Origin of the sequence: Microbulbifer sp. YPW16, assembly GCF_021290385.1 — a bacterium.
GTDB lineage: Bacteria > Pseudomonadota > Gammaproteobacteria > Pseudomonadales > Cellvibrionaceae > Microbulbifer > Microbulbifer zhoushanensis.
In genome coordinates, this window is the sequence record NZ_CP089928.1 from 1,490,938 (window position 1) to 1,516,021 (window position 25,084).

The following is a 25,084-nucleotide window of genomic DNA, read 5'->3' on the forward strand; positions in this document are numbered from 1 at the left end:
AAATTAAAGCGGCGAATGCCGCTCACAGAGAAAACTAGAAACCTGGACAACGAAGTCCACCGGCCGCAGCCAAGGCTGCACCCGTGGGCTTTTTTTATGCCCGCGGCCGCGCGCGGTGTGCCATCGAGACCAGAGGATATCGACCGGCATGCCCGCATTGCACAGCGATAAGAGGAAGCAACCATGTCCAGCCAATCACTGAACCTGTTTTCATTCCGCGGGAATATACGGATTCTCCACCTCACCTGGGTGGCATTTTTCATCAGTTTTTTTGCCTGGTTTAACCACGCGCCCCTGCTGATGGCAATCTCCGCTAGCCTGTCGTTAAGCCCCGGGCAGGTAAAGACGCTGCTGATACTGAACGTGGCACTGACCATTCCCGCGCGTATCGTGATCGGAATGCTCACCGACCGCTATGGCCCACGCTTGACCTACTCCATACTGCTGGCAGTTGGCAGCATTCCCTGTTTTATTTTCGCCCTCGCTGACAGCTTCGTGCAGGCGGCCCTGGGCCGCCTGCTCCTCGGTTTTATCGGCGCTGGCTTTGTGGTGGGGATCCGCATGGTTTCCGAATGGTTCCCGGCCCGACAGCTGGGCACGGCTGAGGGAATCTACGGCGGCTGGGGTAATTTCGGCTCGGCGGCGGCAGCCATAACCCTGCCCACGATTGCCCTCCTGTTCGGCGGTGATGATGGCTGGCGCTACGCAATCGGCCTCACCGGCGTACTCGCGCTGGGATACAGCTTTGTGTACTACCGCAGTGTGACCGACACCCCCAAGGGATCGACTTACTTCAAGCCGCGCAGGATGGGCGGCATGGAGGTCACCAGCCGCGGCGACTTTGCCCTGCTGCTGGTGATGAAACTGCCGCTGTACGCCGCCCTGGCCCTGCTCACCTGGAAGTTATCCCCCGCGGGGGTAGCCTTGCTGGACGGAACCTGGGCCAGCCTGGTCTATACGGCGCTGGTACTCCTCTATGTCCTGGACGCCCGCCGCTGCTGGGAAATCAACCGCGAGGTACTGCAGACACCACCGGCGCCCGCGCATCGATACCAGTTCAAGCAGGTCGCGATCCTCAACCTGCTCTATTTCGCCACCTTTGGCTCTGAGTTGGCGGTAGTCTCCATGCTACCGCTGTTTTTTTCCGAAACCTTCAGCCTCGACCCGGTGCGGGCCGGGCTGCTGGCCTCCGGATACGCCTTCATGAACCTGGTGTCCCGCCCGGTGGGCGGCCTTTTCAGTGACAGGTTCGGTCGCCGGGCCACGCTCCAGGTCCTGATACTGGGCCTGATGGCGGGTTACCTGGCGATGAGCCAGATCGACAGCACCTGGCCACTGCTACTGGCCGTGGCCGCCGCCATGGGCTGTTCCTTTTTCGTGCAGGCCGGTGAGGGTGCGGTCTTCGCCGTGGTGCCCCTGATCCAGCGGCGCCTTACCGGACAGATTGCCGGCATGACAGGCGCTTACGGCAATGTGGGGGCAGTGTTTTACCTGACGGTATTGAGCCTGGTTTCCTACGAAGCCTTCTTCCTGGTGATTGCCGCCACCGCGCTGGTGGGCTTTGCCGTGCTCCTGCTGATGGAGGAACCGCAGGGGCAGATGGCGGAAGTGCTGCCGGATGGCAGCGTCTCACTGATCGATGTGACCTGAATACCATGCCTTCCGCGACCGACACGCACGTCCCGCAAGGCACAGACAGCCGAGCCAGGGCGGATGACAGGCGGCAGGAAGCGCTGGTCATGACCAGCGCTTCCTGTGCCGGACGGCGGGTCCATAACGATGATGCATGTGCGGTCTGTGCGCCCAGTGGCTCCGCACGCCTGTTCCGCGGAGCCCTGGCAGCGGTCGCAGACGGGGTTGCCAGTGCCGAAGCCGGCGGTGAGGCGGCGCGCGCGGCGATCAGTGGGTTCCTGTCCGACTACTACAGCACGCCCGAAACCTGGTCCGTCAAACAGGCGGCCGCGCGGGTGCTGCACGCACTGAACAGCTGGCTCTACCGCCAGGGCGGCGGCAGCCGGGAACTCCGCCAGGGCTGGCTGACCACATTTTCCTGCGTGATTTTCAAGGGCGCCAGTGCCCACCTGATCCATATCGGCGACTCCCGTATCTACCGGTTGCGCGGCGACACCCTGGATTGCCTTACTTGTGACCACAGCCGCGCTTTAGGACGCAACCGCACCTTCCTGGCCCGCGCCCTGGGTATGGACGCCCATATTGAGGTGGACTACCGCTGTGAGCAGCTGGAGCAGGGCGATATCTTCCTGGTCTGCAGCGACGGGGTGCACGACTACCTGGCCCCGGCGCGCATCGCGACAATACTGCGAGCACAGACCGACGACCCCGCCCGGGCACTTCTGGACGCGGCGCTCGCTGCCGGTTCGGAAGACAACCTGAGCGCAGCTGTGGTCCGTGTCCGGGTGTGCCCGGAACCGGAAAGCGAGGACCTGCTGGGGCAGCGCGACAGGCTGCCCTTCCCCCCGGACCTGCGCCCCGGCAACCGGCTCGATGGTTTCCTGGTCCTGCAGGAGCTGCACGCCAGTGCCCGCAGCCAGCTCTACCTGGCCCGCGATATCGGCAGTGGTGCCCTGCGTGTCATCAAGACACCGTCGGCCAATTTTATTGATGACCCGGCCTACATAGAGAACTTTATTGCCGAGGAATGGACCGGCAGGCGGCTGGATCACCCGGGTATCGTGCGCATCTATGCCCCACCGGCGTCTCAACAGTTCCTCTACCACGTGATGGAATATGTCGAGGGCCAGAGCCTGCGCCAGTGGCTGGAACTGAACCCGGCGCCGCCAATCGAGCAGGTGCGGGAACTGGTGCAGCAACTGGTCAGTGCACTGCGACGATTGCAACGGATGGAGATTATCCACGGCGACCTGAAACCCGAGAACATCATGATCTCCGCCGACGGACGCCTGAAGCTGGTCGACCTGGGCGGCGCAAATGCGGCAGGACTCAGGGAGCACCTGCACCATCGCAGCGACCGGGTCCCGGGAAGCAAGAATTATATTGCTCCCGAATACTTTCTCGGCGATGCCGCCAGTCACCGATCAGACATTTTTTCCCTCGGGGTAATCACCTATGAGTTGCTCACTGGCCATTATCCCTATCGCGAGCGAGCAGGCGACCGGCTTTACCGGCTGCACAACTACAGCGCGCTCCACTATCGGCCAGCCAGGAATCACCGCCCGGAGTTACCGTTGTGGATCGACAGGGCCCTGCAGAGGGCCTGCCATCCCAACCCCCGCCATCGCTACGCGGCCCTGTCGGAGTTTGTCCACGACCTGCACACACCCAACCCCGAGTTCACCCACGCGGACAGCGCGCCACTGATGGAGCGCAACCCGCTGCTGTTCTGGCAGCTCGTAGCACTGCTGTTACTGCTCTCGCACCTGCTGCATTTCCTGCAGTGACAAACCGGAACAAAACCTTGCGCAACACCCTGCCGGCACCAACGCGGTGCAACCCGGCCGCCCCTGCACCAGCTTGCCGCACACCAGTCACAGGCAGCAGCGGCAAACCCGCATAAACCGGTGAGACGCGTTTGGCACAATCCTTGAATCCCTGATTACACCAATACAGAAAATCCCTTACGAGGCAACGGCGCCTGTACCCTTCGGCAGAAGGGGTAGAGGCCGTGCCTACACCACCCTCCCCGCCCCACCCTGCCGGATCATTCAGAGACAACACGGCAGGAACTCACATGGTTGAACCGCGGGCTAAGCAAAAACTAATCGTTATCGGCAACGGAATGGTGGGCCACCATTTCCTTGAGCAGCTGGCTGCGCGCCCCGAGAACGCACTGTTCGAGGTCACCGTCTTCTGCGCCGAGCCACGACCGGCCTACGATCGCGTGCACCTGTCTGAATATTTTGCCGGCCGCAGCGCCGACGACCTGGCGCTGGGCAGGATCGACCAGTACCGCGACTGGGGCTACGACCTGCTACTGAACGATGCCGCAGTCTCCATCGACCGGGAAAAGCGGACCGTAACTTCCGCCAGCGGTGTGGAGAAAACTTATGACCGCCTGATCCTGGCCACCGGCTCCTACCCGTTCGTACCACCGATTCCCGGCCATGAGCACGGGAAATGCTTCGTTTACCGCACGCTTGAGGACCTGGACGCGATTCGCGCGGCCAGTGAAAACGCCACCACCGGCGTCGTTGTCGGCGGTGGCCTGCTGGGGCTCGAAGCTGCCAACGCGCTGAAAGAACTGGGACTGGAAGCCCACGTAGTGGAGTTCGCCCCGGGCCTGATGGGTATCCAGCTGGATGAGGGCGGTTCCGGACTGCTGAAAGACAAGATTGAGGACTTGGGCGTAACTGTCCACACCAGCACCGCTACCGAACTGATCGAGGAAGTAGACAGCGGTCGCCTGCGTATGCAGTTCAAGGATGATCGCGAACTGGTCACCGACCTGATCGTTTTCTCCGCCGGTATCCGCCCCGAAGACAAGCTGGCACAAGCCGCCGGACTGCAACTCGGTGAGCGCGGCGGTATCGTGATCGATGAATCCTGCCGCACATCCGACGGGAATATCTTCGCCATTGGCGAGTGTGCGCTGTACGAAAACTTCATCTATGGCCTGGTGGCTCCCGGTTACACCATGGCCCGCAATGTGGTCTCCCTGCTCTGCGGTGAGGAGGCCAGCTTTACCGGTGCCGACATGAGCACCAAGCTTAAACTGCTGGGCGTTGAGGTAGGATCCATCGGCGATGCCCACGGTCGCGCCGAGGGCGCCGCAGCAATCACTTTTGTCGACGAACAGAGCGGCATCTACAAACGCATAATTACTGACGGCGACGGCAGGAAGCTGCTGGGCGCCGTGCTGGTGGGTGACACCGGCGACTACGACCAGCTGCTGCAGTATCACCTGAACGATATCGACCTGCCGGAGCACCCGGAGCAACTGATCCTGCCCGCCGCGGACGGCGACGCCCCCACACTCGGTGCCGGGGCACTGCCCGCAACCGCCACCATCTGCTCCTGCCACAATGTCAGCAAGGGCCAGATTGTCGATGTGGTGCAAGGGGGTTGCTGTTCACTGGGTGAGGTCAAGGATGTCACCAGGGCATCTACCGGCTGCGGTGGTTGCTCCGCGCTATTGAAAAACGTTGTCGACGAGGAGCTCGCGGCACTGGGCATGGAGGTCAACAACCACCTGTGCGCGCACTTTGAATTTACCCGCCAGGAGCTGTTCCATATTGTCCAGGTGGAAGAAATCCGTACGTTCGAGGACCTGTTGCAGAAGCATGGCAGCGGTCGCGGCTGTGAAATCTGCAAGCCCACCGTGGCCTCCATCCTCGCCTCCCTGTGGAATGACCATATCCACCACAGGCCCCATGTGGGCCTGCAGGACACCAACGACACCTTTATGGCCAACATGCAGAAGAACGGCAGCTACTCGGTGGTACCGCGGGTACCCGGGGGCGAAATCACCCCGGACAAGCTGATCGTGCTGGGCCAGGTGGCCAAGAAATACGACCTCTACACCAAGATCACCGGCGGCCAGCGCGTCGACCTGTTCGGTGCCCGGCTGGAACAGCTACCCGAGATCTGGCGGGAGCTGATTGAGGCCGGCTTCGAAACCGGGCACGCCTACGGCAAGTCACTGCGCACGGTGAAGTCCTGCGTGGGCAGTACCTGGTGCCGCTTCGGGGTACAGGACAGTGTTGCCATGGCCCTGCATATCGAGAATCGCTACAAGGGATTGCGTTCACCGCACAAGATCAAGATGGCGGTATCCGGGTGCACCCGCGAATGTGCCGAGGCGCAGAGCAAGGATGTGGGCGTAATCGCCACCGAGAATGGCTGGAACCTGTTTGTCTGCGGCAATGGCGGCATGCGCCCGCGCCACGCGGACCTGTTCGCCACCGACCTGGATGACGAGACCCTGGTGCGCTATATCGACCGCTTCCTGATGTTCTATGTCCGCACCGCCGACAAGCTGCAGCGCACTTCAGTGTGGCTGGAAAACCTCGAGGGCGGGCTCGACTACCTGCGCGAGGTCATCATTGACGACAAGCTGGGCCTTGGCGAGGAACTGGAGGTGCAGATGGCGAACGTGGTCGGCACTTACCAGTGTGAATGGAAAACGGCCATCAACGATCCGGAGATGCTCAAGCGCTTCCGCCAGTTTGTGAATACCGACGAACCGGATGAAAAAATCGTTTTCGTGGAAGAGCGTGGCCAGCCACGACCCGCCCGTGAAGAAGAGGTCGTAAAGATCGCCGAGCCCGCTTGAGCGCGGCTGTTTTCCAGCAAACTGCACCAAAACGGCGCAATTAAATTAATTTTCGAATTTTGCTGCACAATCATTGCATTCTGGAGTATAAATAATGACAGAAGTTGCCATAACCCCCACTCCATGGCAGCCGGTCTGCCAGCGATCAGACCTGGTTGCCGATTCCGGAGTGTGTGTTCTCGTAGGCGATGTTTCTGCGGCCGGGCCATTAGCGCCCCGCAGGAGCATCGCCTTATTTTTTATTCCCCATGCCGAGCAGCAGCTCTACGCCATCGACAACTGGGACCCGATCGCCGGTGCCGGCGTGATTGCCCGGGGCATAATCGCCGAGGTAGATGGTGAACTGACGGTTGCCTCGCCCCTCTACAAGCAGCATTTCCGCCTGCGCGATGGCCAGTGCCTGGAGGATCCGGGGATCCGCCTCGACACCTTTGCTGCCGCATTTGATGGCGATACCGTCGTCATCGCCAGCATGCCGGACTCGCCCTGACCATGGCACCGCGGGAGCTTCTCCGCGCGCACCGGACGTGCACCACCTGTCCCTACTGCGGCGTGGGTTGCGGGGTGGCCGTAACCCGTGAGGCAGGCGACGACGGCGAAAACACCAGTGCCTGCGGCGATGAGCAGCACCCGGCCAACCTGGGGCGATTGTGCGTCAAGGGCTCGGCACTGGCAGAGACACTGGGTGAGCGGGACCGGTTGTTGAGGCCGCGCCTGCGCGGCGCAGATTGCGACTGGGAGACCGCCATGGACTTTATGGCGGCGCGCTTTGCCGAAACCATTGCCGAGCACGGCCCGGACTCGGTCGCGTTCTACCTTTCCGGGCAGCTGCTCACCGAGGACTACTATGTTGCCAACAAGCTGATGAAAGGTTTCATCGGCAGCGGCAATGTGGATACCAATTCCCGCCTGTGCATGTCCTCGGCAGTGGCCGCCTACAAGCGCGCCCTGGGTGCAGACGCCGTTCCCTGTAATTACGAGGACCTGGAACAGGCCGACCTGGTGGTGCTGGTGGGCTCCAATGCTGCCTGGACCCACCCGGTGCTGTTCCAGCGCATGCAGGCGGCGCAGACGAGGCTGGTGGTCATTGACCCGCGCGGCACCGCTACCAGTGATATGGCAGATATGCACCTGGCCATTGCCCCGGGCAGCGACGCGGCCCTGTTCAGTGGCCTGCTCAACTACCTGGCGACAACCGGTTGCCTGGACCGCGAGTTTATCAACCAGCACACCAGCGGTTTCGAGGGAGCGCTGGCCGCGGCAGCTGACTGGCCGCTGGAAAAAACCGCCCAGGCGTGCGGCCTGCATACCGGGGAAGTGCGGGCATTTTTCCAGGCGTTCGCTGAGACCGACAGGACCGTCAGTTTTTACTCCCAGGGCGTCAACCAGTCCAGCAGCGGCACCGACAAGAACAACGCAATTATCAATTGCCACCTGGCCACCGGCCGTATCGGCCGGCCCGGCTGCGGCCCCTTTTCGATTACCGGACAGCCCAACGCCATGGGCGGCCGTGAAGTGGGAGGCCTGGCCAATATGCTCGCCGCGCATATGGATTTCCGCGCCGACCATATCGACCGGGTCGGCCGCTTCTGGCAGGCGGAAAATATCGCCCGGCGACCGGGCCTGAAGGCGGTGGACCTTTTTCGCGCGGTGGAGTGCGGCGAGATCAAGGCCATCTGGATCATGGCAACCAATCCCGCAGTAAGCATGCCCGATGCCGGCCGCGTCACCCGGGCACTGCAACAGTGCCCGCTAGTGGTGGTGTCCGACTGCGTCGCTAATACTGATACCGCGCGCTGTGCTGACCTGCTGCTGCCGGCCACCACCTGGGCGGAAAAGGACGGCACCGTCACCAATTCGGAGCGCCGTATATCCCGGCAACGCAGCTTCCTGCCCGCGCCCGGGGAGGCCCGGCACGACTGGCAGATCATCTGCGACCTGGCGGAACGGCTCGGCCACGGCGACGCGTTCCGCTACCAGAAGCCAGTGGAAATATTTCGCGAGCACGCCGCCCTGTCCGGGTTCGAGAACCGGGGTGAGCGGGCCTTCGATATCTCTGCGCTGGCCGGGATTACACCGCGCCAATACGACCAACTGGCACCGCTGCAGTGGCCGGTCAACCGGGACAACCCCGCCGGAACTCCACGTCTGTTCACCGATCGGCGATTCTTTACCGACTCCGGCCGCGCCCGCTTCGTGACTATTGAACCCCGCGCACCTACCCAGCGCCGCAGCGAGTCGTTTCCCCTGTGGCTCAATACCGGTCGCCTGCGCGACCAGTGGCATACGATGACCCGCACTGCGCGCGCCAGAAAATTGCTGGATCATACCGAGCTACCAGAGCTGCGACTGAGCCCGGCGGATGCCAGCACTTACCAGGTCGAGGATGGCCAGCTGGCGGAAATTGCCAGTAGCCACGGCCGGATGCGCGCACGGGTGCTGGTCGATGCATCGCAGCGGGCCGGTGAACTGTTTGCACCGATTCACTGGAGCGAGAGCCTGGCCGGCCTCAGCCGCGTCAGCGCACTGGCGGGGGCGGTGACCGATCCCCATTCCGGACAGCCCGAATTCAAGCAGGTGCCGGTACAGCTTCACCCGCTCAGGGCAAAAGCTTACCTGAGCCTGGCCTGCCCCCCTGCCACTGCCGCCCGTGTCGGTGGCCTGCTGGAGGACATGACGGCCTCTGGCGAGCTGCTGCACTGGTACCGTGTTCCCTGTGAGGGCGGTGATCGCTTCGAGCTGGCCCTGTCGCTGCCGACAGACTGTCGCGCTCTGGCCCGGCAGCTGGTTCCCGAAGACAGCGTGCCACTGCGCTGGCAACGACTGCAGCTGCTGCAGTCGGAGCGCTGGCTGGTGCATACGGATACCCTGCAACTGCTGCTGTTCAGTGCCAGCCACTGGCGCCAGCTGCCGGACCGCAGGGCAATGGAACGATGGCTACTGCAACCGCTGCCCGATCAGCCGGCTCAGCTGTTGCGACGGGCTGCGCCGGCGTCCGCGATGGTCTGCAGCTGCATGCAGGTTTCCCGGGAGCAGATCGAAACTGCAATCAGGGACGGCGCCGCCAGCGTGGAAGCACTCGGCGAGCAGCTGGGCTGTGGCACCAATTGCGGCTCCTGCAAGCCCGAGCTCGCGGCACTGTTGCGAGCGCAGGCCCGGGATGTTGCCTGACCCATCCACCAATTTTCTTTTTCCGGCAATCGCGCTAAGGTCATGGGAAGAGCAGAATAAAGCCGTAACCCTGAGAAGCTGACAGTCCCATGACCATCGATTCCTGCCTGACCACTGGCCTGATTACCGTAGAGCAGGCGCGCGAAGCACTCCTGCAGACCATTACCCCGCTGCGGGAAACCGAAACCCTGCCGCTGGGCGAGTGCTGCGGCCGCGTGCTGGCAGAGCGCGCGCCGGCACAGGTTGACCTGCCCCCCTGCGACAATTCGGCCATGGATGGTTATGCCCTGTGCGGCGAGGCGCAACGCTATGAGCTGGTCGGCAAGAGCCTGGCCGGCCATCCCTTCACTGGCACCCTGCTCGCCGGCCAGTGTGTGCGCATCACGACCGGCGCCGCCCTGCCCCCTGGCGCCGACCGGGTGGTGATGCAGGAGCACGCCCGGGTTCATGGCGACGCTCCCGGAGATTCGGCGCCTGGACAAATACTGGTCCCCGAGACGGTTCCCGCCGCCGGCAGCCATATCCGCCGCCGGGGCGAGGATGTCCGCTGTAGCGATACGCTGGCGGCACCGGGCCGGGCAATCACCGTGCCGGATGTTGCCCTGCTGGCGGCCGCCGGTGTAAGGGAGCTGGTAGTGATGCGCCCGGTGCGCGCGGCGCTGCTGTCCGTGGGCGACGAGCTGCGACCACCGGGAACCCCCGCTGCAGATCTCGGCCCCGGCGAAATCTACGACAGCAACCGTATCGCCCTGGACGCGGCCCTGCGGCAGCTGGGTATCGAGACCATCGATATCGGCTGCCTGCCAGACTGTCCCGACAGTATTCGCGCCGCTTTCGAGCGCGCCCGCGACTGTGCCGATATAGTCATCACCAGCGGCGGGGTGTCGGTGGGTGAAGCCGACTATACCCGGGCGGTACTCGAGCAACTGGGGCAACTGGACCTGTGGCGACTGGCGATCAAGCCGGGCAAACCCTTTGCCTTCGGACGCTTGCCGAAAGCCGGGGGCGAGACGCTGTTTTTCGGCCTGCCGGGCAACCCGGTCTCCGCCCTGGTAACCCTCTACCAGCTGGTCCTACCGGCGCTGGAAAAGTTGCGGGGCGTTGCCGACAGCGAGCGGCGGGCACCCTTCCAGGGCCGTGCACGCCTGCTCAACCCGATTCGCAAGTCACCGGGACGGACCGACTACCAGCGCGGTTTCACCTACCGCGACAGTGATGGCCTGCAGGTGGTGGAAAGCACCGGCATACAGGGCAGCCATATCCTGTCGGGACTCTCCCGCGCCAACTGTTTTATCGTGCTCGCGCGGGAAAGCGGCGACCGCGACACCGGTGACTGGGTCACCATCGAGCCCTTCCGGCCGCCCCTGGGATAGCCGATATGTTCCGTATCCTGCAGATCGACCATGTTGTCCTGCGCGTGACCGACCTGGAAGCAATGCGGGATTTTTATGTCGACGTACTGGGTTGTGTCCCGGAGCGGGAAGAGCCGCACATCGGCCTCTACCAGCTGCGCGCGGGCAGCAGCCTGATTGACCTGGTACCGGTGGACAGTGAACTGGGACGTGCGGGCGGAACAGCCCCCGGGCGGTCGGGCCATAACCTGGACCACCTGTGCCTGCGGATCGAGCCATTTCACGCCGCCGCCCTGGTCCGCCACCTGCGTGCCTGGAATATCGAACCGGGCCCGGTTGAATACCGCTACGGCGCCGGTGGCCAGGGACCCTCACTCTATATACGCGACCCCGAGGGCAACACGGTGGAGCTGAAGGGAAACGTAACTGAGAGCTAAGATAAACGCTGCACAGGGGTTGAGACTGCCAGGGTTTGCCGCCTATATTCCCCCGATGGTAAACCGCCAACTGCACATTCAGAACAGGAGAGCCCGAATGCACAGTGAAACCGTGGAGTACACAGTCGATAGCGAATCTTTCACCGGTTACCTTGCCTGGGACGACAGCTCCAGTGGCAAGCGACCCGGCATCCTCGTTATTCACGAATGGTGGGGCCACAACGATTTTGTCCGCGAGGAGGCCGACAAGCTCGCCGCCGCCGGTTATACCGCCTTTGCCGTGGATATGTTTGGCACCGGCAGGCAGGCCGACAATCCGGACGATGCGGGCGCATTGATGAACGCTGCACTCGAGGCACCAGGCGCCATCGAACAGCGATTCCGCAAGGCGATGGAAATCCTGCAACAACACGACTCCGTCGACTCGCGACATATCGCCGCCCAGGGATACTGTTTCGGTGGCGCAGTGGCGCTGAATATGGCCCGCCTGGGACTGCCGCTGCAGGGCGTGGTCAGCTTTCACGGCGCACTGGAGAGCGATATCCAGGTGGAACCCGGCAGCGTCAAGGCGCAACTGCAGGTCTATACCGGCGGCGCCGACGACATGATCCCGCCGGCACAGGTAGCCGCATTTGTCGAGGAAATGCAGAAAGCCGGGGTGAAATTCGAACTCACCAGCTATCCCGGCGTAAAACACGGCTTTACCAACCCCGCTGCTACCAGCCGGGGGGAAAAGTTCGGCATTCCACTCGCCTACAGCGATGAGGCGCGACAGGATGCCTGGAGCGGCGCCATGGCGTTTTACCGCAAGCTGTTCGGCTGACAGGGTGAAATTCCAGCGGGCGCGCCGGGTGCAGGTTCCCGTGAGCGCCCGCAAGCGAAAGGAAGCCGACCTGAGGACAGTTGCATCATTCTTGAAGTCGCCCAGCTGGATATCCGGCCCGGCCAATGCGACGCCTTTGAAGCCGCGTTCAAACGCGCGCAGGCGATCATCTCCAGCATGCCGGGCTATCTTTCCCACCAGCTGCAGAAATGCATTGAGAAGGATCATCGCTACCTGCTGCTGGTGCAGTGGGAAACCCTAGAGGACCACACTGAGGGCTTCCGCCAGTCGCCCGCTACCAGGAGTGGAAAGCGCTCCTGCATCATTTCTATGAGCCATTTCCCGATGTAGAGCATTACCAGTTAATGCGCGAGCAATCCACTGGCTGACAGCCACTGGCCGCGGCCTACCCCCGCATCAGGTAGCGGGCTCCGGCTCCCTCTTTCCCGGCTTCGTCGCCGGGGTTCCACATCGGGCAGGTTTCCAGTGACAGGCAACCACAGCCGATACAACCATCCAGCCGATCCCGTAGGCCCCGCAGCTGCTCAATGCGGCGATCCAGCTCTGCACGCCACTTTGCTGACAGCCGTTGCCAGTCGCGCTTGTTGGGCGTACGAGCGTCCGGCAGCTCATCCAGTGCTGCCCTGATTTCCGCCAGGGAAACTCCCATACTCTGCGCCACCTTGATCACCGCCACCCGTCGCAGGACATCCCGGCTGTAACGGCGCTGGTTACCGGCAGTGCGCCAGCTCCTGATCAATCCCCGGCTCTCGTAGAAATGTAGCGTGGACACCGCCACCCCGCTGCGCCGGGCCACCTCCCCGACACTTAGTTCCCGCGCCGCACGCGACGATTTATCCCCCATGGGCATCCTCCCGCTAATCCCGGATGGCGTTGCTGATCGCTACCGGGAATTTTGGAATCCAGGCATTGACCTCAAGTTTACTTGAGGTTTTACACTGCTCCGCACCAGATGACAAGGACATGGAGAACAACGATATGATGGAAGGTATGGCTACCCATAAAGGCCCGGGCAACCAGGGGCACAAGAATCCAAAGCGGGACCGTAACGGGATACCGGTGGCACCAACACCGTACCGGGAAAACGGGGCTGATTCCGGACAGGCAGGGAAGGCTCCGGTAAACTCCCGCGAACGCGTTCAGCGATTCACGGCGGCGATCGGCAGGGCCGCATTGCGCCTGACGGTGCGCTGGGCAACCAGGGCTCAGGCGGCCAGCCCGCGCGGACCCTGGATCCCGAAGTGAGCGGATCCCCAAACAAGCCACCCACAAGCAAGGAGTTTCTGTGGAACCCATTATTTCGGCCAGGGGTGTTGGCAAGACCTACCAGGGAGGCTTTACCGCCCTGCGGGATGTCGACCTGGATATACGGCGGGGAGAGATCTTCGCCCTGCTCGGCCCCAACGGCGCGGGCAAGACCACGCTGATCAGCATCATCTGCGGCATCGTCAACCCATCGAGCGGCACGGTACTGGCAGACGGGCACGATATCATTCGCGACTACCGCGCCGCCCGCAGCAAAATCGGGCTGGTGCCGCAGGAACTTTCCACCGATGCCTTCGAGAGTGTCTGGGCCACCGTCAATTTCAGTCGCGGCCTGTTTGGCAAGGCACCCGATCCGGAATATATCGAGAAGCTACTGCGCCAGCTTTCCCTGTGGGAGAAAAGGGACAGCCGCATCATGGCCCTTTCCGGCGGCATGAAGCGCCGGGTAATGATCGCCAAGGCACTGTCCCACGAGCCCAAGATCCTGTTTCTCGACGAGCCCACCGCCGGGGTCGATGTGGAGCTGCGCCAGGATATGTGGCAGATGGTGCACGGCCTGCGGGAATCCGGGGTGACAATTATCCTCACCACCCATTACATCGAGGAAGCCGAGGAAATGGCCGACCGTGTGGGTGTGATCAACCGGGGCCGCCTGGTGCTGGTGGACGACAAGCGCACCCTGATGCAGAAAATGGGCGAAAAGGAACTGCGACTGCAACTGGCCCGCCCGATGAATGCACTGCCTGAGGCCCTGGCCGGCCTGCCGGTGGAGCTGGGTGAGGACGGCCAGCAACTTATTTATCACTTCGATATCAGGAGTGAGGATACCGGCATTACCGAATTCCTGCGCCGGCTGAATGACGCCGATATTGATTTCCGCGACCTGCACACCCGGGAAAGTTCACTGGAGGAGATCTTTGTCGGGCTGGTCAAGGGCGCACGAGAGGAGTCAATGGAAGAGGAGTCACAGCCATGAACTGGTACGGAATTCGCGCCATCTACAAATTCGAGATGGCACGCACCTGGCGAACCCTGATGCAGAGTATCGCCTCACCGGTGCTGTCGACCTCCCTCTACTTCATCGTATTCGGTGCTGCTATCGGCTCCCGCATGGGTGACATCGACGGCGTCAGTTACGGTGCCTTTATCATTCCCGGGCTAATTATGTTGTCGCTTCTGAGCGAGAGCATCTCCAATGCCTCGTTCGGGATCTTCTTCCCCAAATTCTCAGGCACCATTTATGAGGTCCTCTCGGCGCCGGTGTCGGCGTTTGAGGTAGTAGCGGGGTACGTTGGGGCCGCAGCCACCAAGTCGATTATCCTCGGCGGGCTGATCCTGCTGACCGCTCGCTTCTTTGTCGACTACGATATCCTGCACCCGTTCTGGATGCTCGCCTTCCTGGTGTTGACCGCCGTCACTTTCAGTATGTTCGGCTTTATCATTGGCATCTGGGCCGATGACTTCCAGAAACTGCAGATTATCCCGCTGATGGTGGTAACCCCGCTGACGTTTCTCGGCGGGGCCTTTTACTCCATCAATATGCTGCCGGAATTCTGGCAGAAGGTGACGCTATTCAATCCGGTGGTCTACCTGATCAGCGGCTTTCGCTGGGCCTTCTATGGCGTGTCCGATGTCAACGTCGTCATCAGCCTGGGAATGACCCTGCTCTTCCTGCTGCTTTGCCTGACCGGTGTCTGGTGGATATTCCGTACCGGCTACCGGATCAAGACCTGAATAGAAAATGGCGGCCTGCGCCGCCACTTTCTCCTTCCAGCAAATCCCCGGACTAACGGGCCAGGGAGTCATAGACTATGCCGGTCCAGACATCCGGCTTCATAAACCCCTGCCCGTACTGGTCGTCGTATTCCCGGGTAGGCTGCGCCGCAATCACCTCCTCACGACTCATTCCCTGGTCCACCAGCGCCTGGATCTGGTTACGCAGTTTTACCAACAGGTCCCGCTGGGCTTTCAACTCAGCCTTGTTGCTGAGGGGCCCGTGCCCGGGAATGATTCTGGTTGAATCATTCGCCAGGGACAATACATTATCCATCGCAGCCACTACACCATCCACGGAACCGCCGGAGGACAGGTCGATAAACGGGTAACTGCCGTTAAAGAAAGTATCCCCCATGTGGATCACATTGGCATTCCTGAAGTGCACGATGGAGTCTCCGTCGGTATGCGCCGGGTCCACATGCTGCACGTGCACATCCTCGCCGTTCCAGTGAAACGTGGTCGCATCGGTAAAGGTGATTACCGGCAGGGCCTCCGCCGGGGACGCCGGCACCTTGCGGTCGAACAGCTTCATAAACTGCTCAGTGCTCATCCGCTTGCGCACATTCTCGTGTGCCACCACCAGTGCGCCTGCCTCTCCAAAGTTCTCATTACCGCCGGTGTGGTCGCCATGCCAGTGGGTGTTGACTACGAAGCGCACCGGCTTGTCACTGATTGCCGCCACCGCGGCACCAATGCGCTCGGTGAGTGGCGCATACTGGTCATCCACCATAAAGACGCCGTCCTCACCGGAGAAAACCGCGATATTGCCACCGGCGCCCTGCAGCATATGGATATGATCGGTGACTTTCTGGGTACTGATTTCAACTTCCGCGAAGCGATCCTGGGCCAGCGCCGTGGATACTGCCGTGGTCGCCAGGGTCCCGAGGATGCCCGCAGTAGCGGTTTTCAACAGACTACGCATTATGAACCTCCTGCTTATTATTGGATTCAATACGGTTGATATTTTTCATGATGTCGGGCCGGTCAGTAACAATACCGTCTACCCCGAGCCTGGTGAGGTGTGCCATCTGACCGGGCTCATTGATGGTCCATACGGATACGTGCAGGCCCAGCGCGTGGGCGGCCCGCAAGAACCGGGGGCCAATCACCGGCAGGCCAAAATATCGCAGCGGCAACTGCATCGTCTGGTAGGCGGGGCGCAAGAGTTTCTCCAATCCCAGCAGCTGGGCGGCATAGAACAAGATGGCATCCCCCATGGCAGCGCCGGTAGTGACCTCGGGGCATATCCGGCGAAATTCATCGATCACACGCTTATGGAAGGTGGAGACAATTACCCTTTGCTGATGGCCCGTTCGCCTGATTACTTCACACATGGCCCGGGCGGCGGCCAGGTCGTTGTTCTTTAATTCGATGATCAGGGGCATATCGGGGATAGCCTCGAACACTTCATCGATGGTACAGATTCTCAGCGGTGCATCGCGATAGGGATAATGCTCGCCGTCACGGGTCCAGCGCATGCCCAGGTCAAGCTGCTGTAGCTCCGCGAGGGTATGGTCGATCACACGGCCTCTGCCACTGGTGATACGGTCCAGTTCCATGTCGTGCATCAGGACAAGGTGGCCATCCCTCGTCAGGTTCAGGTCCAGCTCTATGGCATCGACGCCCAGGCGGGACATCTCACGCATGTATAGAAGCGTGTTGCCGGGGAAAAGGCCACTGCCGCGCTCATCGCCGTGGGCAATCGCCATGGGAACCGGGGCATCAGGCAACTTTATCGTCAATGGGGGCGCGGGACGCCCCCGTGCGTAAAGCCAGAGTGCCGCCAATAGGCCGCAGAAAAGGACAAACCACAACATGGGGGCAGAAGGCCTCCTCACTTCATAACAGGAAAGGCCCTGGCAGCCATGGCCTCAGGGCAGGATTGCCTCGAGTTGGCCCAGGTCGTTCAGGACCCGCCAGGTGCCGCCAGTCTCCTCGACACGCTCCTGCCAGCGTGAAATACGTTCCAGGTATTCGTTCGGATCAACATTGTCACTGCGGAGCTTGGTGACGTTGAGCGCCACCAGATCGAATCCCTGCAGGTCCAGAGGCACATCGCGGTTATAGCCCGCCTTGATCTCTTCCTTCAGGTCGGAGAAGAGGAAGATTGTCTTGTGCCCCGGGTCCTTCTCATTGAGGAACTCGATCGCCTGCAGCAAGCCACCGGTAATATCGGTGTACTCCGCCGGCCGCGCGTCGTCCACGAACGTTGCCACCGACTGCTGGAATGCCTGCTTCTGGCGGTTGGTGACGCTGGGGCGGTCATCAAAAGTCACCTTGGCGTGGATATTTTTCTCGCTGAAGCTGGCCGTATTAATACTGGCCACGGCGAAGGTATCACCGGGCTGTAGCCTGGCCAGGGTGTAGTTGATCACCTGCTGGGCCTTGTCCAGCTCGCGGGTGTAGGTGCCCGAGGTATCCACCAGCATATAGATGCCGCGGTTATGCGCCCGGGACTCCCCACAGGCTGCCAGCAGTATTGTGGCCAGTGCCGTGACCAGCCCGACAATCATTGTCCATTGCCTGCTCATCCCGCCTCCTCCAGTGCCTTGCCCTGCTGGCCGGATTCGCGCCAACGCTCGAAACGGGCTTCCAGCCACAGGGGGAAGAAAATGACAATATCGTACAGACGGATCAGCATTGCGCTGCAGCGCAGCGATGCCGTCCCCAGCAGGCGCATAATCACCGACAGCGTGCGCAGCAGGAATGCAGCAAGCACGCCAATAACGGTCCGCGCCGAGGCAATAAAGTTCTCCAGTGGTATGGCGACAAACGTCAGGGCAAATGGCAGGATAAAGCCGAGTCCCATCTGGGCGGCGGTAGTAATCCAGTAGACCCCCTCGGTGGCTGCCGCCACTTCCTCCCCGCGCAATTGTGCGCTCACGGCCAGGTCTTCCTGCATCAGCACCTCGCGCATAAAGGCCAGGCCCGCCTCCACACAGGCCAGGAAAAACAGCAGCGCAAAAGCTACCCACATCATGCGCGTACGGAGCTTGTCATTAAGCGAACCGATGACCGGGAACAGGCGTGTGATCCGCAGGCACTCCATCAGGAAGAGTCCCATGGTGATTTCCAGCAGGATAATCACCAGGGCGGATATATCCGCCATCTTGAAATTACCGATATAGCTGGTGCCGCCCACCATCTCGGTCATGGGCCGCGCAATCAGGTGAAAATTGATCAGCGCGCCACCCACGGCGATTACCAGTACAAAAGCAGAAATAAAGAACTGGCTCATAGAGGAAGAGGAGAGTCCTCGCAGCGCCCGGTCGGTGCCCTGCTGGATCTCCTCGTAACGACGCATATGGCCGTCCAGGGCAGTCGCCCGGCGAATTACCGATTCCACATGCTTGTTCACCCGTCCCAGGCTTTTCAGGATCGAGCGCCAATGGGGCATCATGCGCTTGAGCAGCTGGTGGCGTTCACGGGCAGACTCGCGGTAGGCCTCCAGCGCCTTGGCCTCAGACTTGCGCATGGACTGGTGAATGATCTCGAGCACATCCCCGACTACCGGATCCTGCTTGGCCGGGATCTCGGAGACGGCCTTGATCGCCTTGGCCCAGTTAGTGGGCTCCGGCGGCACCTCGGCACTGCGCACATAATCCTCATCGATGGCAGTCAGCTGCTCACACAGCCGCCGGTGCAGGGCGGGGTATTGCGCCAGCTCCCGCTTCATGGTCGCTTCAATCCGGTCGAACTCCCGCTCCACATAGCGCTCGGCGGCTTCCTGGCCGGATGCCAGCAACACCTCGCGGTTACGCTGTTGCAGGCGCCGCTCCGCACCAGCCACCGCACTGGCCCCCATACGCAGGGACTGCTGGAAAAAGCGCCCGAGGGCACTGATGGCCTGATGCACCGGGCGACGCGCCACAAACAGGGCCACGAGTGCCAGGATGAACCACAACCAGAGCGGCAGACTGTCTATCATTTCCGTCACTTGCTCTCTCCTGTGTTTTTCTGGCGAAAAATTGATCACCCGCCGGTTACGACGGGCCCGGAGTCGCCAGAAAGCTCGAGAAACTACTCCGGATGTCAAAATACGACACTTTAGGTTTATGAACCAGTGCCGCGCGCCCGCGGGCTCCCGCAGCCCAGGGGTCGGACACCACGATCAAGGACGATGCCGCTCTCCCGTGTGTTACCTGACATTGCGACATTACCGCCCTGCTTGCCTGCCCGTATTGCCTCCCCCTGCCGACAACGTTTTCAGCTACACAGGCGCGCTTTGTCCTCACCATTGGAAAGGGGAGTGGCCGGGTTTGCTATGGATACACCTGCAGCGGCACAGTTCATTGCCGGCCAACAGTGCAATTACCTCCCCCGCCAGCGGGGACAAAATCCGTGCCCAAAGGCATACGGAAAAACCGAATCGACAGGCCTGTCAGGGACCTGAAGGGTACCTATTACGTTTGAGGCTAACAGGCCCTTTTTTAAAACCAAACCATTATCCCCCTGTAACCCCCTGTGACTCGCAAACCGGCAGGCACGGTCTACACTCCATACTAACTTCTCACCCGCTAAGTTTTTCGGCCTATCGAAAAATATTCGGTCGGAATTATGAGCGAGAAGCTCAAGCGAGCGGCAGAGGAGCGCAGACGTTCAATTTTCTGTCTGCTGTTGAAGACTGCGAAAGATTGAAATGGAATTTGAGGCGAAGTGATGGAAAATCCTATGCCGGCTCTTTTTTACAGCAACTCCGGCCTGCATGGAGAACTGCTGTTTTCCCTGGTTTCGGGGTCCCTCCCTTACAAATGGGAGAGGGCGGAGTTCGGCAAGCAACGTCACTGCCTGCCACATTACTTTGCCATCATTTTCGACTGTTCGCAGATCGCCGGCAATCAATACCAGGGCGCAACCCTTCGCTTTTTACTGTCGCTGAACCACCCGAAAATACTGCTCATCAATTATCCGCCTGACCTGGCCGACAACCTGACCGCACAGATTCGCAATCGCGGCATGCGATTCATTTGCGATTCCCACGGCAGCCAGGAAGTTCTGGTTGAGCGCCTTGCCAACGCCCTGCGCGAAGACGGCCGCGAAGAGCCGGCCGCGACCCATACCCCGCTGCTGACCCGACGGGAACAGGAAATACTGGCGCAGCTAACCTCCGGGGAATCGAATAGCGTCATTGCCACGCGGCTGCACCTGAGCGAACACACCGTCAAAAACCACATTTACAACATTTTCCGCAAGATCGGTGTCAAGAACCGTCTCCAGGCCAGCAACTGGGCAAAGCTGCACCTGGAAGGGGAGCGAATATGAGGCCACTGCCGGTGATGCTTGCCGTGCTCCTGAGCCTGCCTGTACTGGCACAGGACGACGAGCTGGAGGAGACCGTCAAGGCCGGCACCCTGGAAGAGTCGACCGGTCGTCTCGAGGATGAGATCAGTGGGTTCAATATCGACCAGACGATTACCCGGACCGGGCACGATTTCGCCCGCTATATGAGTGAGTACCGGAATTACCACTACCCGGACGCCCAATACAACCTCACCATCCGCGAAAGACCCTCGGCTCGGTGGGGCAACCTGATCTGGGTAACGTACAACTATAAAGTTGTATACCGGCGTTTTCTCCAGCCAAGAAACGCCGACGTGCAAAAACAGGCTGAACAGGCCGCCATACAGATTCATGAAATGGTGCAGAAAGAAAAGCTGCGCCAGGCACTGGAAGACCACTTTGACCTGGGAAAGGACGAATTTTAATGAAAGCAAAGTACATCGCTTGTTATTTCCTGGCTCCCGCCCTGACAGCCAGCTTTAACCCGGCCATTGCCACCGAATTGATTTACGAGCCAACCAATCCAAATTTCGGCGGCAACCCCCTGAATGGCAGTTACCTGCTGTCCAATGCACAGGCCCAAGATGACAACGAGGACCCGGATCGGCCTGAAGACCTGTTTGAGCAACCCAGTCCGCTGGACCGGTTCACAGATTCACTGGAGACCCGACTGCTCAACCAGTTACTGACGGATGTTGGTAATGGCAATAGCGGTGAACTGATCACCGACGATTTTATTGTGCAGATAGTGGATACGGATGGCGTCCTTACCATCCTGGTCACCGACCGGGACACAGGAGATGTGAGTGAAATCATAGTGAGTGGCCTGAACCCGACAAACTAAACGCTACCTAGCCTGGCCGAAGATAAATTCAATAATTCGCGATTCTCTATAGGAGAGATGTGCCATGCGAAAAATAATCAGCAAGTGTGGAGTGCCCCTGTTGGCGCTGGTTACAACATTGAGTGGCTGCACCCTGGTGAAGAGCACCAGCGATTCCCTGTTTGGCCCCGGACAGAATGACGCTGGCCTGACACCGAGGCACGCCACGTTCCGCGACCTTCTCAACCTGCCCGCACCCAAGGGCAAGATCCTGGTGGCGGTCTACAATTTCCGCGACCAGACGGGCCAGTATAAGCCAGCCCCTTCCAGCAGCTTTTCTACTGCGATTACCCAGGGTGGCGCGTCGATGCTGATGGATGTCCTCAACCAGTCGGGCTGGTTTATCCCGCTGGAGCGAGAAGGGCTACAGAACCTGTTGACGGAGAGGAAAATCATCCGCGCCGCGCAGAACAAGCCCAATATGCCCGCGAACAACAGTCATCCGCTGCCCAGTCTTGTCGCCGCAAACGTTCTGCTTGAAGGCGGCGTGGTCGCTTACGATACGAATATCCGTACCGGTGGTGCCGGTGCCCGCTACTTCGGGATTGGGCTGGATGACCAGTACCGGGTCGACCAGGTCACCGTCAACCTGCGGGCTATCGATATCCGCTCCGGTCGCGTATTGCACTCGGTACTGACCTCAAAAACGGTCTATTCGAAGGCAATCAGCGCGGATGTCTACCGGTTTGTGAGTTTCCGCCGCCTTCTGGAAATGGAAGCGGGAATGACACGCAACGAACCTGCACAGCTGGCCACCCTGTCTGCGATGGAGTCGGCCGTAATTCACCTGATCAGTGAAGGTATCGTTGCCAATTCCTGGGCACTGCAGAACCCGGACGAAATCAACAATGAGGTCCTGCAGTACTACCTGAATGAACCGGTCAGGTTCATGTGATGCCCCGACGGCATCCGGATTAACCAAGACAGAGATAAGTGAATGAAACTGTTCTGCCTGCATGGCAGCCGGCAGCGGCCCGCCCGGCTTTTTTCCCTGGCCATCGCCTGCCTGCTTTGTGCCGCGGCAATGACACAGGCGCAGGAACTGCAAGTCGCCGCTGAACTACCGACGCAAAGTGAGCTGGATGCAGCAACCGCTGTTTCCATCGCCAACCTGGCAGTAATTGTCCAGGACGGCAGTCTTAACACGCTGGACGGCCGCCAGGTTGGCGTGCTGAACTTTCTCTCGGCACTACAGCAGGGCAATCAGAACTTTCTCTCCGTAAACCAGTCCGGCATCGACAATGCGGCAATTGTCCGGCAATTGGGTGAGATCAACCTGGCGTACCTGCTACAGGTTGGCTATGAAAACCTGATTCAACTGGACCAGCTGGGCTTCGGGCACCGGGCGGGTGTCTCCCAGTATGGTATCCAGAACTCAGCCAACATCGAGCAGCTTGGTGCGGCACATAAAGTGGACATCTACCAGAGCGGTAATGGCCTGAGCACTTCCGTGTCACAGCAGGGCACCTCAATCACCACTGTCGTGAACCAATACAACTGAGCGGGCAAACACAAGCGGGGTCACGGAATGACAAGTTTCCACGGCGTAGTCCTGTTCTCGATGACGGTGATGACTGCATCGCTGGCAGCGGCGCAAAGCAACTCTATCGATCAGGAACAGGAGGGTTCCGGCAATTTCGCTTCTGCTGAACAGAGGCGCTCCAGTGCCCGGGGTAGTGCCATCGACCAGGACCAGGACGGCACCTACAACAGTGCCTATGCTGTACAGCAGAGTGAGCAGGGTGGCGAAATCCTGCAACTCCAGGAAGGTGGCCTCAATGAAGTCTATTCCCTGCAACAGTACGGGGACGACAATACCAGCATCCAGATACAACTGGGTGGACGTAATAGCGCATTGAACGTGCAACTCGCCAGTTATGGCAGCGAGACAATCACACGCCAGCGCGGCTTATCCAACAGTAGTGAAATCCGCCAGACACTGACAGTCCGCAACAAGGCACAGGTCGACCAGTCCGGTATCCTGCAGGATGCGAGTATCCGGCAATACGACAGCTATATCAGCACGGCATTTATCTCCCAGGCTGGCACCGATAACAATGCCGATATCGAGCAGTCCGGGATAGGCAACAGCGCGGTGGAAAGCCAGGCAGGTGAACTGAACCTCGCGGACACAGGGCAGGCGGGTTTTTTCAATAATGTCGATGTGACACAGGACGGTATCGCCAATCGTGCCCTGGCGGAACAGGACGAATGGTACAATAGTGCCGACATCACGCAGGGCGGCAACTTCAACGCTGTAACCCTGCAGCAGACCGGCGCCTATGGCCAGGGTGGAAGTCACCTGGCGATCATTTCCCAGGCTGGCAACCTGAATAGCGTGGGATTACTCCAGCAAGGGTTCTCTGCGACCGCCATCATCTCGCAGACCGGCGGCGGTAACACTGTGTCCCTGTCACAATAAACATCTTTACCCCCCGGACTAGCGCCCCCTCCTCCCATCCCCGGGAATGTCCCCCCGTTCGTCTCACTCACCTGATTGCGCCATATTCAACGTAAGCGGCTATTCATTCAACAGACTGATCAAAAAACGAACTTTTTTCCTAGTGTTTCGACACTTCCCTCCCATAGCGACATTCCGGCCAGCCAGCAAAACTGACAGTCGAGCGATCAAGTTTTGACCATAAAGATCGAAATTTGCTCGCCGAGCAGTGCCAGCTGATCCCAGGGATCTGCGGGCATGACTGGCAGGCGATCCATGCGCCTCCAGGGAAGGAATAGAGCCACATGGCTCAGGAGGATTTCCCTCCGATCAAAAAGGAATGCGCCGCTAGGCCAAGGGGCGTATTCCAGCCAGTAATAGCTGTACTGGTTTCTTAGCGTCAGAAGTAAAGGAGCAACTCATGAAGACGTTAACCCCGATCGCCGCCGCTGTACTGTTTGCTGTGAGCGGAACCGCACTTGCCGCAGGCAATACCGCCACACAGACCCAAATCGGCCTCGGCAATACTGCCGGCGCCTTCCAGATTGGCCCGGGAGTCGATGACAACACCATCGACCAGCTGCAGATCGGCATTGTCAACGATGCCGATGCTGTGCAGTTCGCTGGTGAGAACGACAGCAGCATTTCCCAGACCCAGGTTGGTATCGCTAACGATGCCTATTCACTGCAAGCATTCGGTGCGTTTAACAACGCTTCCGTACTGCAGGTTGGTATTGCCAACGATGGTGACACCTTCCAGCTGGGACAGCTGGGCAGTAACGCGCTTATTGTGCAGGTCGGTGCGGGCAACGAGGCAGACGTTCTGCAGGTCCTCGGTGCATTCAACACTGGCGTAGTACTCCAATCAGGCGCGGGTAACGAAGGTGAGGTGAACCAGTTCTTCAGCGTCGGCTCACTGGGTATCGTGAACCAGAGCGGACTGGCTAACGATGCCGATACCGACCAGGTAGGCCTGTTCAACTTCTCCGATACCACCCAGGTTGGCGTTGCTAACAATGCATGGGTCGATCAGGTAGGTATCCTCAACGTATCAGACGTTAACCAGTTCGGTCTGGCAAACACGGCTGACGTAGAGCAATTCGGTATCCTCAACAGCCAGACCACCAACCAGCTCGGTATCGTCAACTTTGCTGCGACCACCCAGGTGGGTCTGGGCCATATGTCCACAACCAACCAACTGGGTATCGCGAACGCGCACCTGACCTTCCAGTTTGGCTTCGCTGAAACAGCGATGGCCACCCAGGTTGGTCTGGGCAATTTCGGCGTGATCGTGCAGTAAAGCGATCCCCGGAAATAGCCAGCGTGACGCGGCTCCGCGCCCGTCACGCACCCACTGTCAGCGGCTTTTCACGGCCGCTGACTTT

24 protein-coding genes are annotated in these 25,084 nt (G+C 60.3%); 19 read left to right on the forward strand and 5 right to left on the reverse strand.

Annotation, left to right across the window (positions count from 1 at the left end):
• Positions 1-183 precede the first annotated feature (183 nt).
• The 9 genes from LVE68_RS06380 to LVE68_RS06420 all read left to right on the forward strand — a co-directional run bounded on the left by LVE68_RS06380 (position 184) and on the right by LVE68_RS06420 (position 12,384).
• Positions 184-1,650, forward strand: a complete 1,467-nt coding sequence (locus LVE68_RS06380; RefSeq protein ID WP_233006191.1) for a NarK family nitrate/nitrite MFS transporter — start codon at positions 184-186, stop codon at positions 1,648-1,650.
• Positions 1,651-1,739: 89 nt separating this feature from the next.
• Complete coding sequence (locus tag LVE68_RS06385; protein ID WP_233006192.1) at positions 1,740-3,419, forward strand: bifunctional protein-serine/threonine kinase/phosphatase; 1,680 nt, start codon at positions 1,740-1,742, stop codon at positions 3,417-3,419.
• 290 nt (positions 3,420-3,709) lie between these two features.
• Positions 3,710-6,250: a nitrite reductase large subunit NirB gene (gene nirB, locus LVE68_RS06390; RefSeq protein WP_233006193.1), complete on the forward strand. Its 2,541-nt coding sequence runs from the start codon at positions 3,710-3,712 to the stop codon at positions 6,248-6,250.
• 94 nt (positions 6,251-6,344) lie between these two features.
• Positions 6,345-6,740, forward strand: coding sequence for a nitrite reductase small subunit NirD (gene nirD, locus LVE68_RS06395; RefSeq protein ID WP_233006194.1), 396 nt, complete (start codon positions 6,345-6,347; stop codon positions 6,738-6,740).
• Between the two features lie 2 nt (positions 6,741-6,742).
• A complete protein-coding gene (locus LVE68_RS06400) occupies positions 6,743-9,421 on the forward strand; it encodes a nitrate reductase (RefSeq protein ID WP_255701161.1) in 2,679 nt (892 codons plus the stop codon).
• Positions 9,422-9,510: 89 nt separating this feature from the next.
• Positions 9,511-10,794, forward strand: coding sequence for a molybdopterin molybdotransferase MoeA (gene moeA, locus LVE68_RS06405; protein ID WP_233006196.1), 1,284 nt, complete (start codon positions 9,511-9,513; stop codon positions 10,792-10,794).
• Between the two features lie 5 nt (positions 10,795-10,799).
• Positions 10,800-11,210: a VOC family protein gene (locus LVE68_RS06410; RefSeq protein ID WP_233006197.1), complete on the forward strand. Its 411-nt coding sequence runs from the start codon at positions 10,800-10,802 to the stop codon at positions 11,208-11,210.
• Between the two features lie 97 nt (positions 11,211-11,307).
• Entirely contained in the window at positions 11,308-12,033 is a 726-nt protein-coding gene (locus LVE68_RS06415) for a dienelactone hydrolase family protein (RefSeq protein WP_233006198.1), read from the forward strand.
• Between the two features lie 87 nt (positions 12,034-12,120).
• Positions 12,121-12,384: an antibiotic biosynthesis monooxygenase family protein gene (locus LVE68_RS06420; RefSeq protein WP_441338257.1), complete on the forward strand. Its 264-nt coding sequence runs from the start codon at positions 12,121-12,123 to the stop codon at positions 12,382-12,384.
• Positions 12,385-12,439: 55 nt separating this feature from the next.
• On the opposite strand, the gene soxR is transcribed toward LVE68_RS06420, so the two are convergent.
• On the reverse strand, positions 12,440-12,898 hold the full coding sequence (gene soxR, locus LVE68_RS06425) for a redox-sensitive transcriptional activator SoxR (protein ID WP_233006199.1): 459 nt from the start codon (positions 12,896-12,898) through the stop codon (positions 12,440-12,442).
• 23 nt (positions 12,899-12,921) lie between these two features.
• On the opposite strand from soxR, the gene LVE68_RS06430 reads away from it, so the two are divergent.
• The 3 genes from LVE68_RS06430 to LVE68_RS06440 are packed head-to-tail and all read left to right on the forward strand — an operon-like array spanning position 12,922 to position 15,054.
• Complete coding sequence (locus LVE68_RS06430) at positions 12,922-13,299, forward strand: hypothetical protein (RefSeq protein ID WP_233006200.1); 378 nt, start codon at positions 12,922-12,924, stop codon at positions 13,297-13,299.
• Positions 13,300-13,339: 40 nt separating this feature from the next.
• On the forward strand, positions 13,340-14,296 hold the full coding sequence (locus tag LVE68_RS06435) for an ABC transporter ATP-binding protein (protein ID WP_233006201.1): 957 nt from the start codon (positions 13,340-13,342) through the stop codon (positions 14,294-14,296).
• Positions 14,293-15,054, forward strand: coding sequence for an ABC transporter permease (locus LVE68_RS06440; protein ID WP_233006202.1), 762 nt, complete (start codon positions 14,293-14,295; stop codon positions 15,052-15,054). The genes LVE68_RS06435 and LVE68_RS06440 overlap by 4 nt, the downstream gene beginning before the upstream one ends.
• A gap of 52 nt (positions 15,055-15,106) precedes the next feature.
• Here the strand turns inward: LVE68_RS06440 and LVE68_RS06445 are convergent, their stop codons facing one another.
• From LVE68_RS06445 to LVE68_RS06460, 4 genes are all read right to left on the reverse strand, one after another.
• Complete coding sequence (locus LVE68_RS06445) at positions 15,107-16,018, reverse strand: MBL fold metallo-hydrolase (RefSeq protein ID WP_233006203.1); 912 nt, start codon at positions 16,016-16,018, stop codon at positions 15,107-15,109.
• Positions 16,011-16,838, reverse strand: a complete 828-nt coding sequence (locus LVE68_RS06450) for a glycerophosphodiester phosphodiesterase (protein WP_233006204.1) — start codon at positions 16,836-16,838, stop codon at positions 16,011-16,013. The genes LVE68_RS06445 and LVE68_RS06450 overlap by 8 nt, the downstream gene beginning before the upstream one ends.
• 129 nt (positions 16,839-16,967) lie before the next feature.
• On the reverse strand, positions 16,968-17,627 hold the full coding sequence (locus LVE68_RS06455; RefSeq protein ID WP_233006205.1) for a VWA domain-containing protein: 660 nt from the start codon (positions 17,625-17,627) through the stop codon (positions 16,968-16,970).
• Positions 17,624-19,024 carry a hypothetical protein gene (locus LVE68_RS06460; protein ID WP_233006688.1) on the reverse strand — a complete coding sequence of 467 codons (1,401 nt, stop codon included), beginning with the start codon at positions 19,022-19,024 and terminating at the stop codon, positions 17,624-17,626. Before LVE68_RS06460 ends, LVE68_RS06455 begins: the two co-directional genes overlap by 4 nt.
• 743 nt (positions 19,025-19,767) lie before the next feature.
• Between LVE68_RS06460 and LVE68_RS18165 the strand changes: the two genes are divergently transcribed.
• The 7 genes from LVE68_RS18165 (at position 19,768) to LVE68_RS06495 (ending at position 24,999) form a co-directional block, all read left to right on the forward strand.
• Positions 19,768-20,358, forward strand: a complete 591-nt coding sequence (locus LVE68_RS18165; protein ID WP_255701162.1) for a helix-turn-helix transcriptional regulator — start codon at positions 19,768-19,770, stop codon at positions 20,356-20,358.
• Positions 20,355-20,801, forward strand: coding sequence for a curli production assembly/transport protein CsgE (locus LVE68_RS06470; RefSeq protein ID WP_233006206.1), 447 nt, complete (start codon positions 20,355-20,357; stop codon positions 20,799-20,801). The genes LVE68_RS18165 and LVE68_RS06470 overlap by 4 nt, the downstream gene beginning before the upstream one ends.
• Positions 20,801-21,220 carry a curli assembly protein CsgF gene (locus tag LVE68_RS06475; protein ID WP_233006207.1) on the forward strand — a complete coding sequence of 140 codons (420 nt, stop codon included), beginning with the start codon at positions 20,801-20,803 and terminating at the stop codon, positions 21,218-21,220. Before LVE68_RS06470 ends, LVE68_RS06475 begins: the two co-directional genes overlap by 1 nt.
• 64 nt (positions 21,221-21,284) lie before the next feature.
• Positions 21,285-22,154, forward strand: a complete 870-nt coding sequence (locus LVE68_RS06480; RefSeq protein WP_233006208.1) for a CsgG/HfaB family protein — start codon at positions 21,285-21,287, stop codon at positions 22,152-22,154.
• 42 nt (positions 22,155-22,196) lie between these two features.
• Complete coding sequence (locus LVE68_RS06485) at positions 22,197-22,760, forward strand: hypothetical protein (protein WP_233006209.1); 564 nt, start codon at positions 22,197-22,199, stop codon at positions 22,758-22,760.
• Between the two features lie 27 nt (positions 22,761-22,787).
• Positions 22,788-23,681, forward strand: a complete 894-nt coding sequence (locus LVE68_RS06490; protein ID WP_233006210.1) for a hypothetical protein — start codon at positions 22,788-22,790, stop codon at positions 23,679-23,681.
• A gap of 439 nt (positions 23,682-24,120) precedes the next feature.
• Entirely contained in the window at positions 24,121-24,999 is an 879-nt protein-coding gene (locus tag LVE68_RS06495; RefSeq protein ID WP_233006211.1) for a hypothetical protein, read from the forward strand.
• The last annotated feature ends 85 nt before the right edge of the window (positions 25,000-25,084 follow it).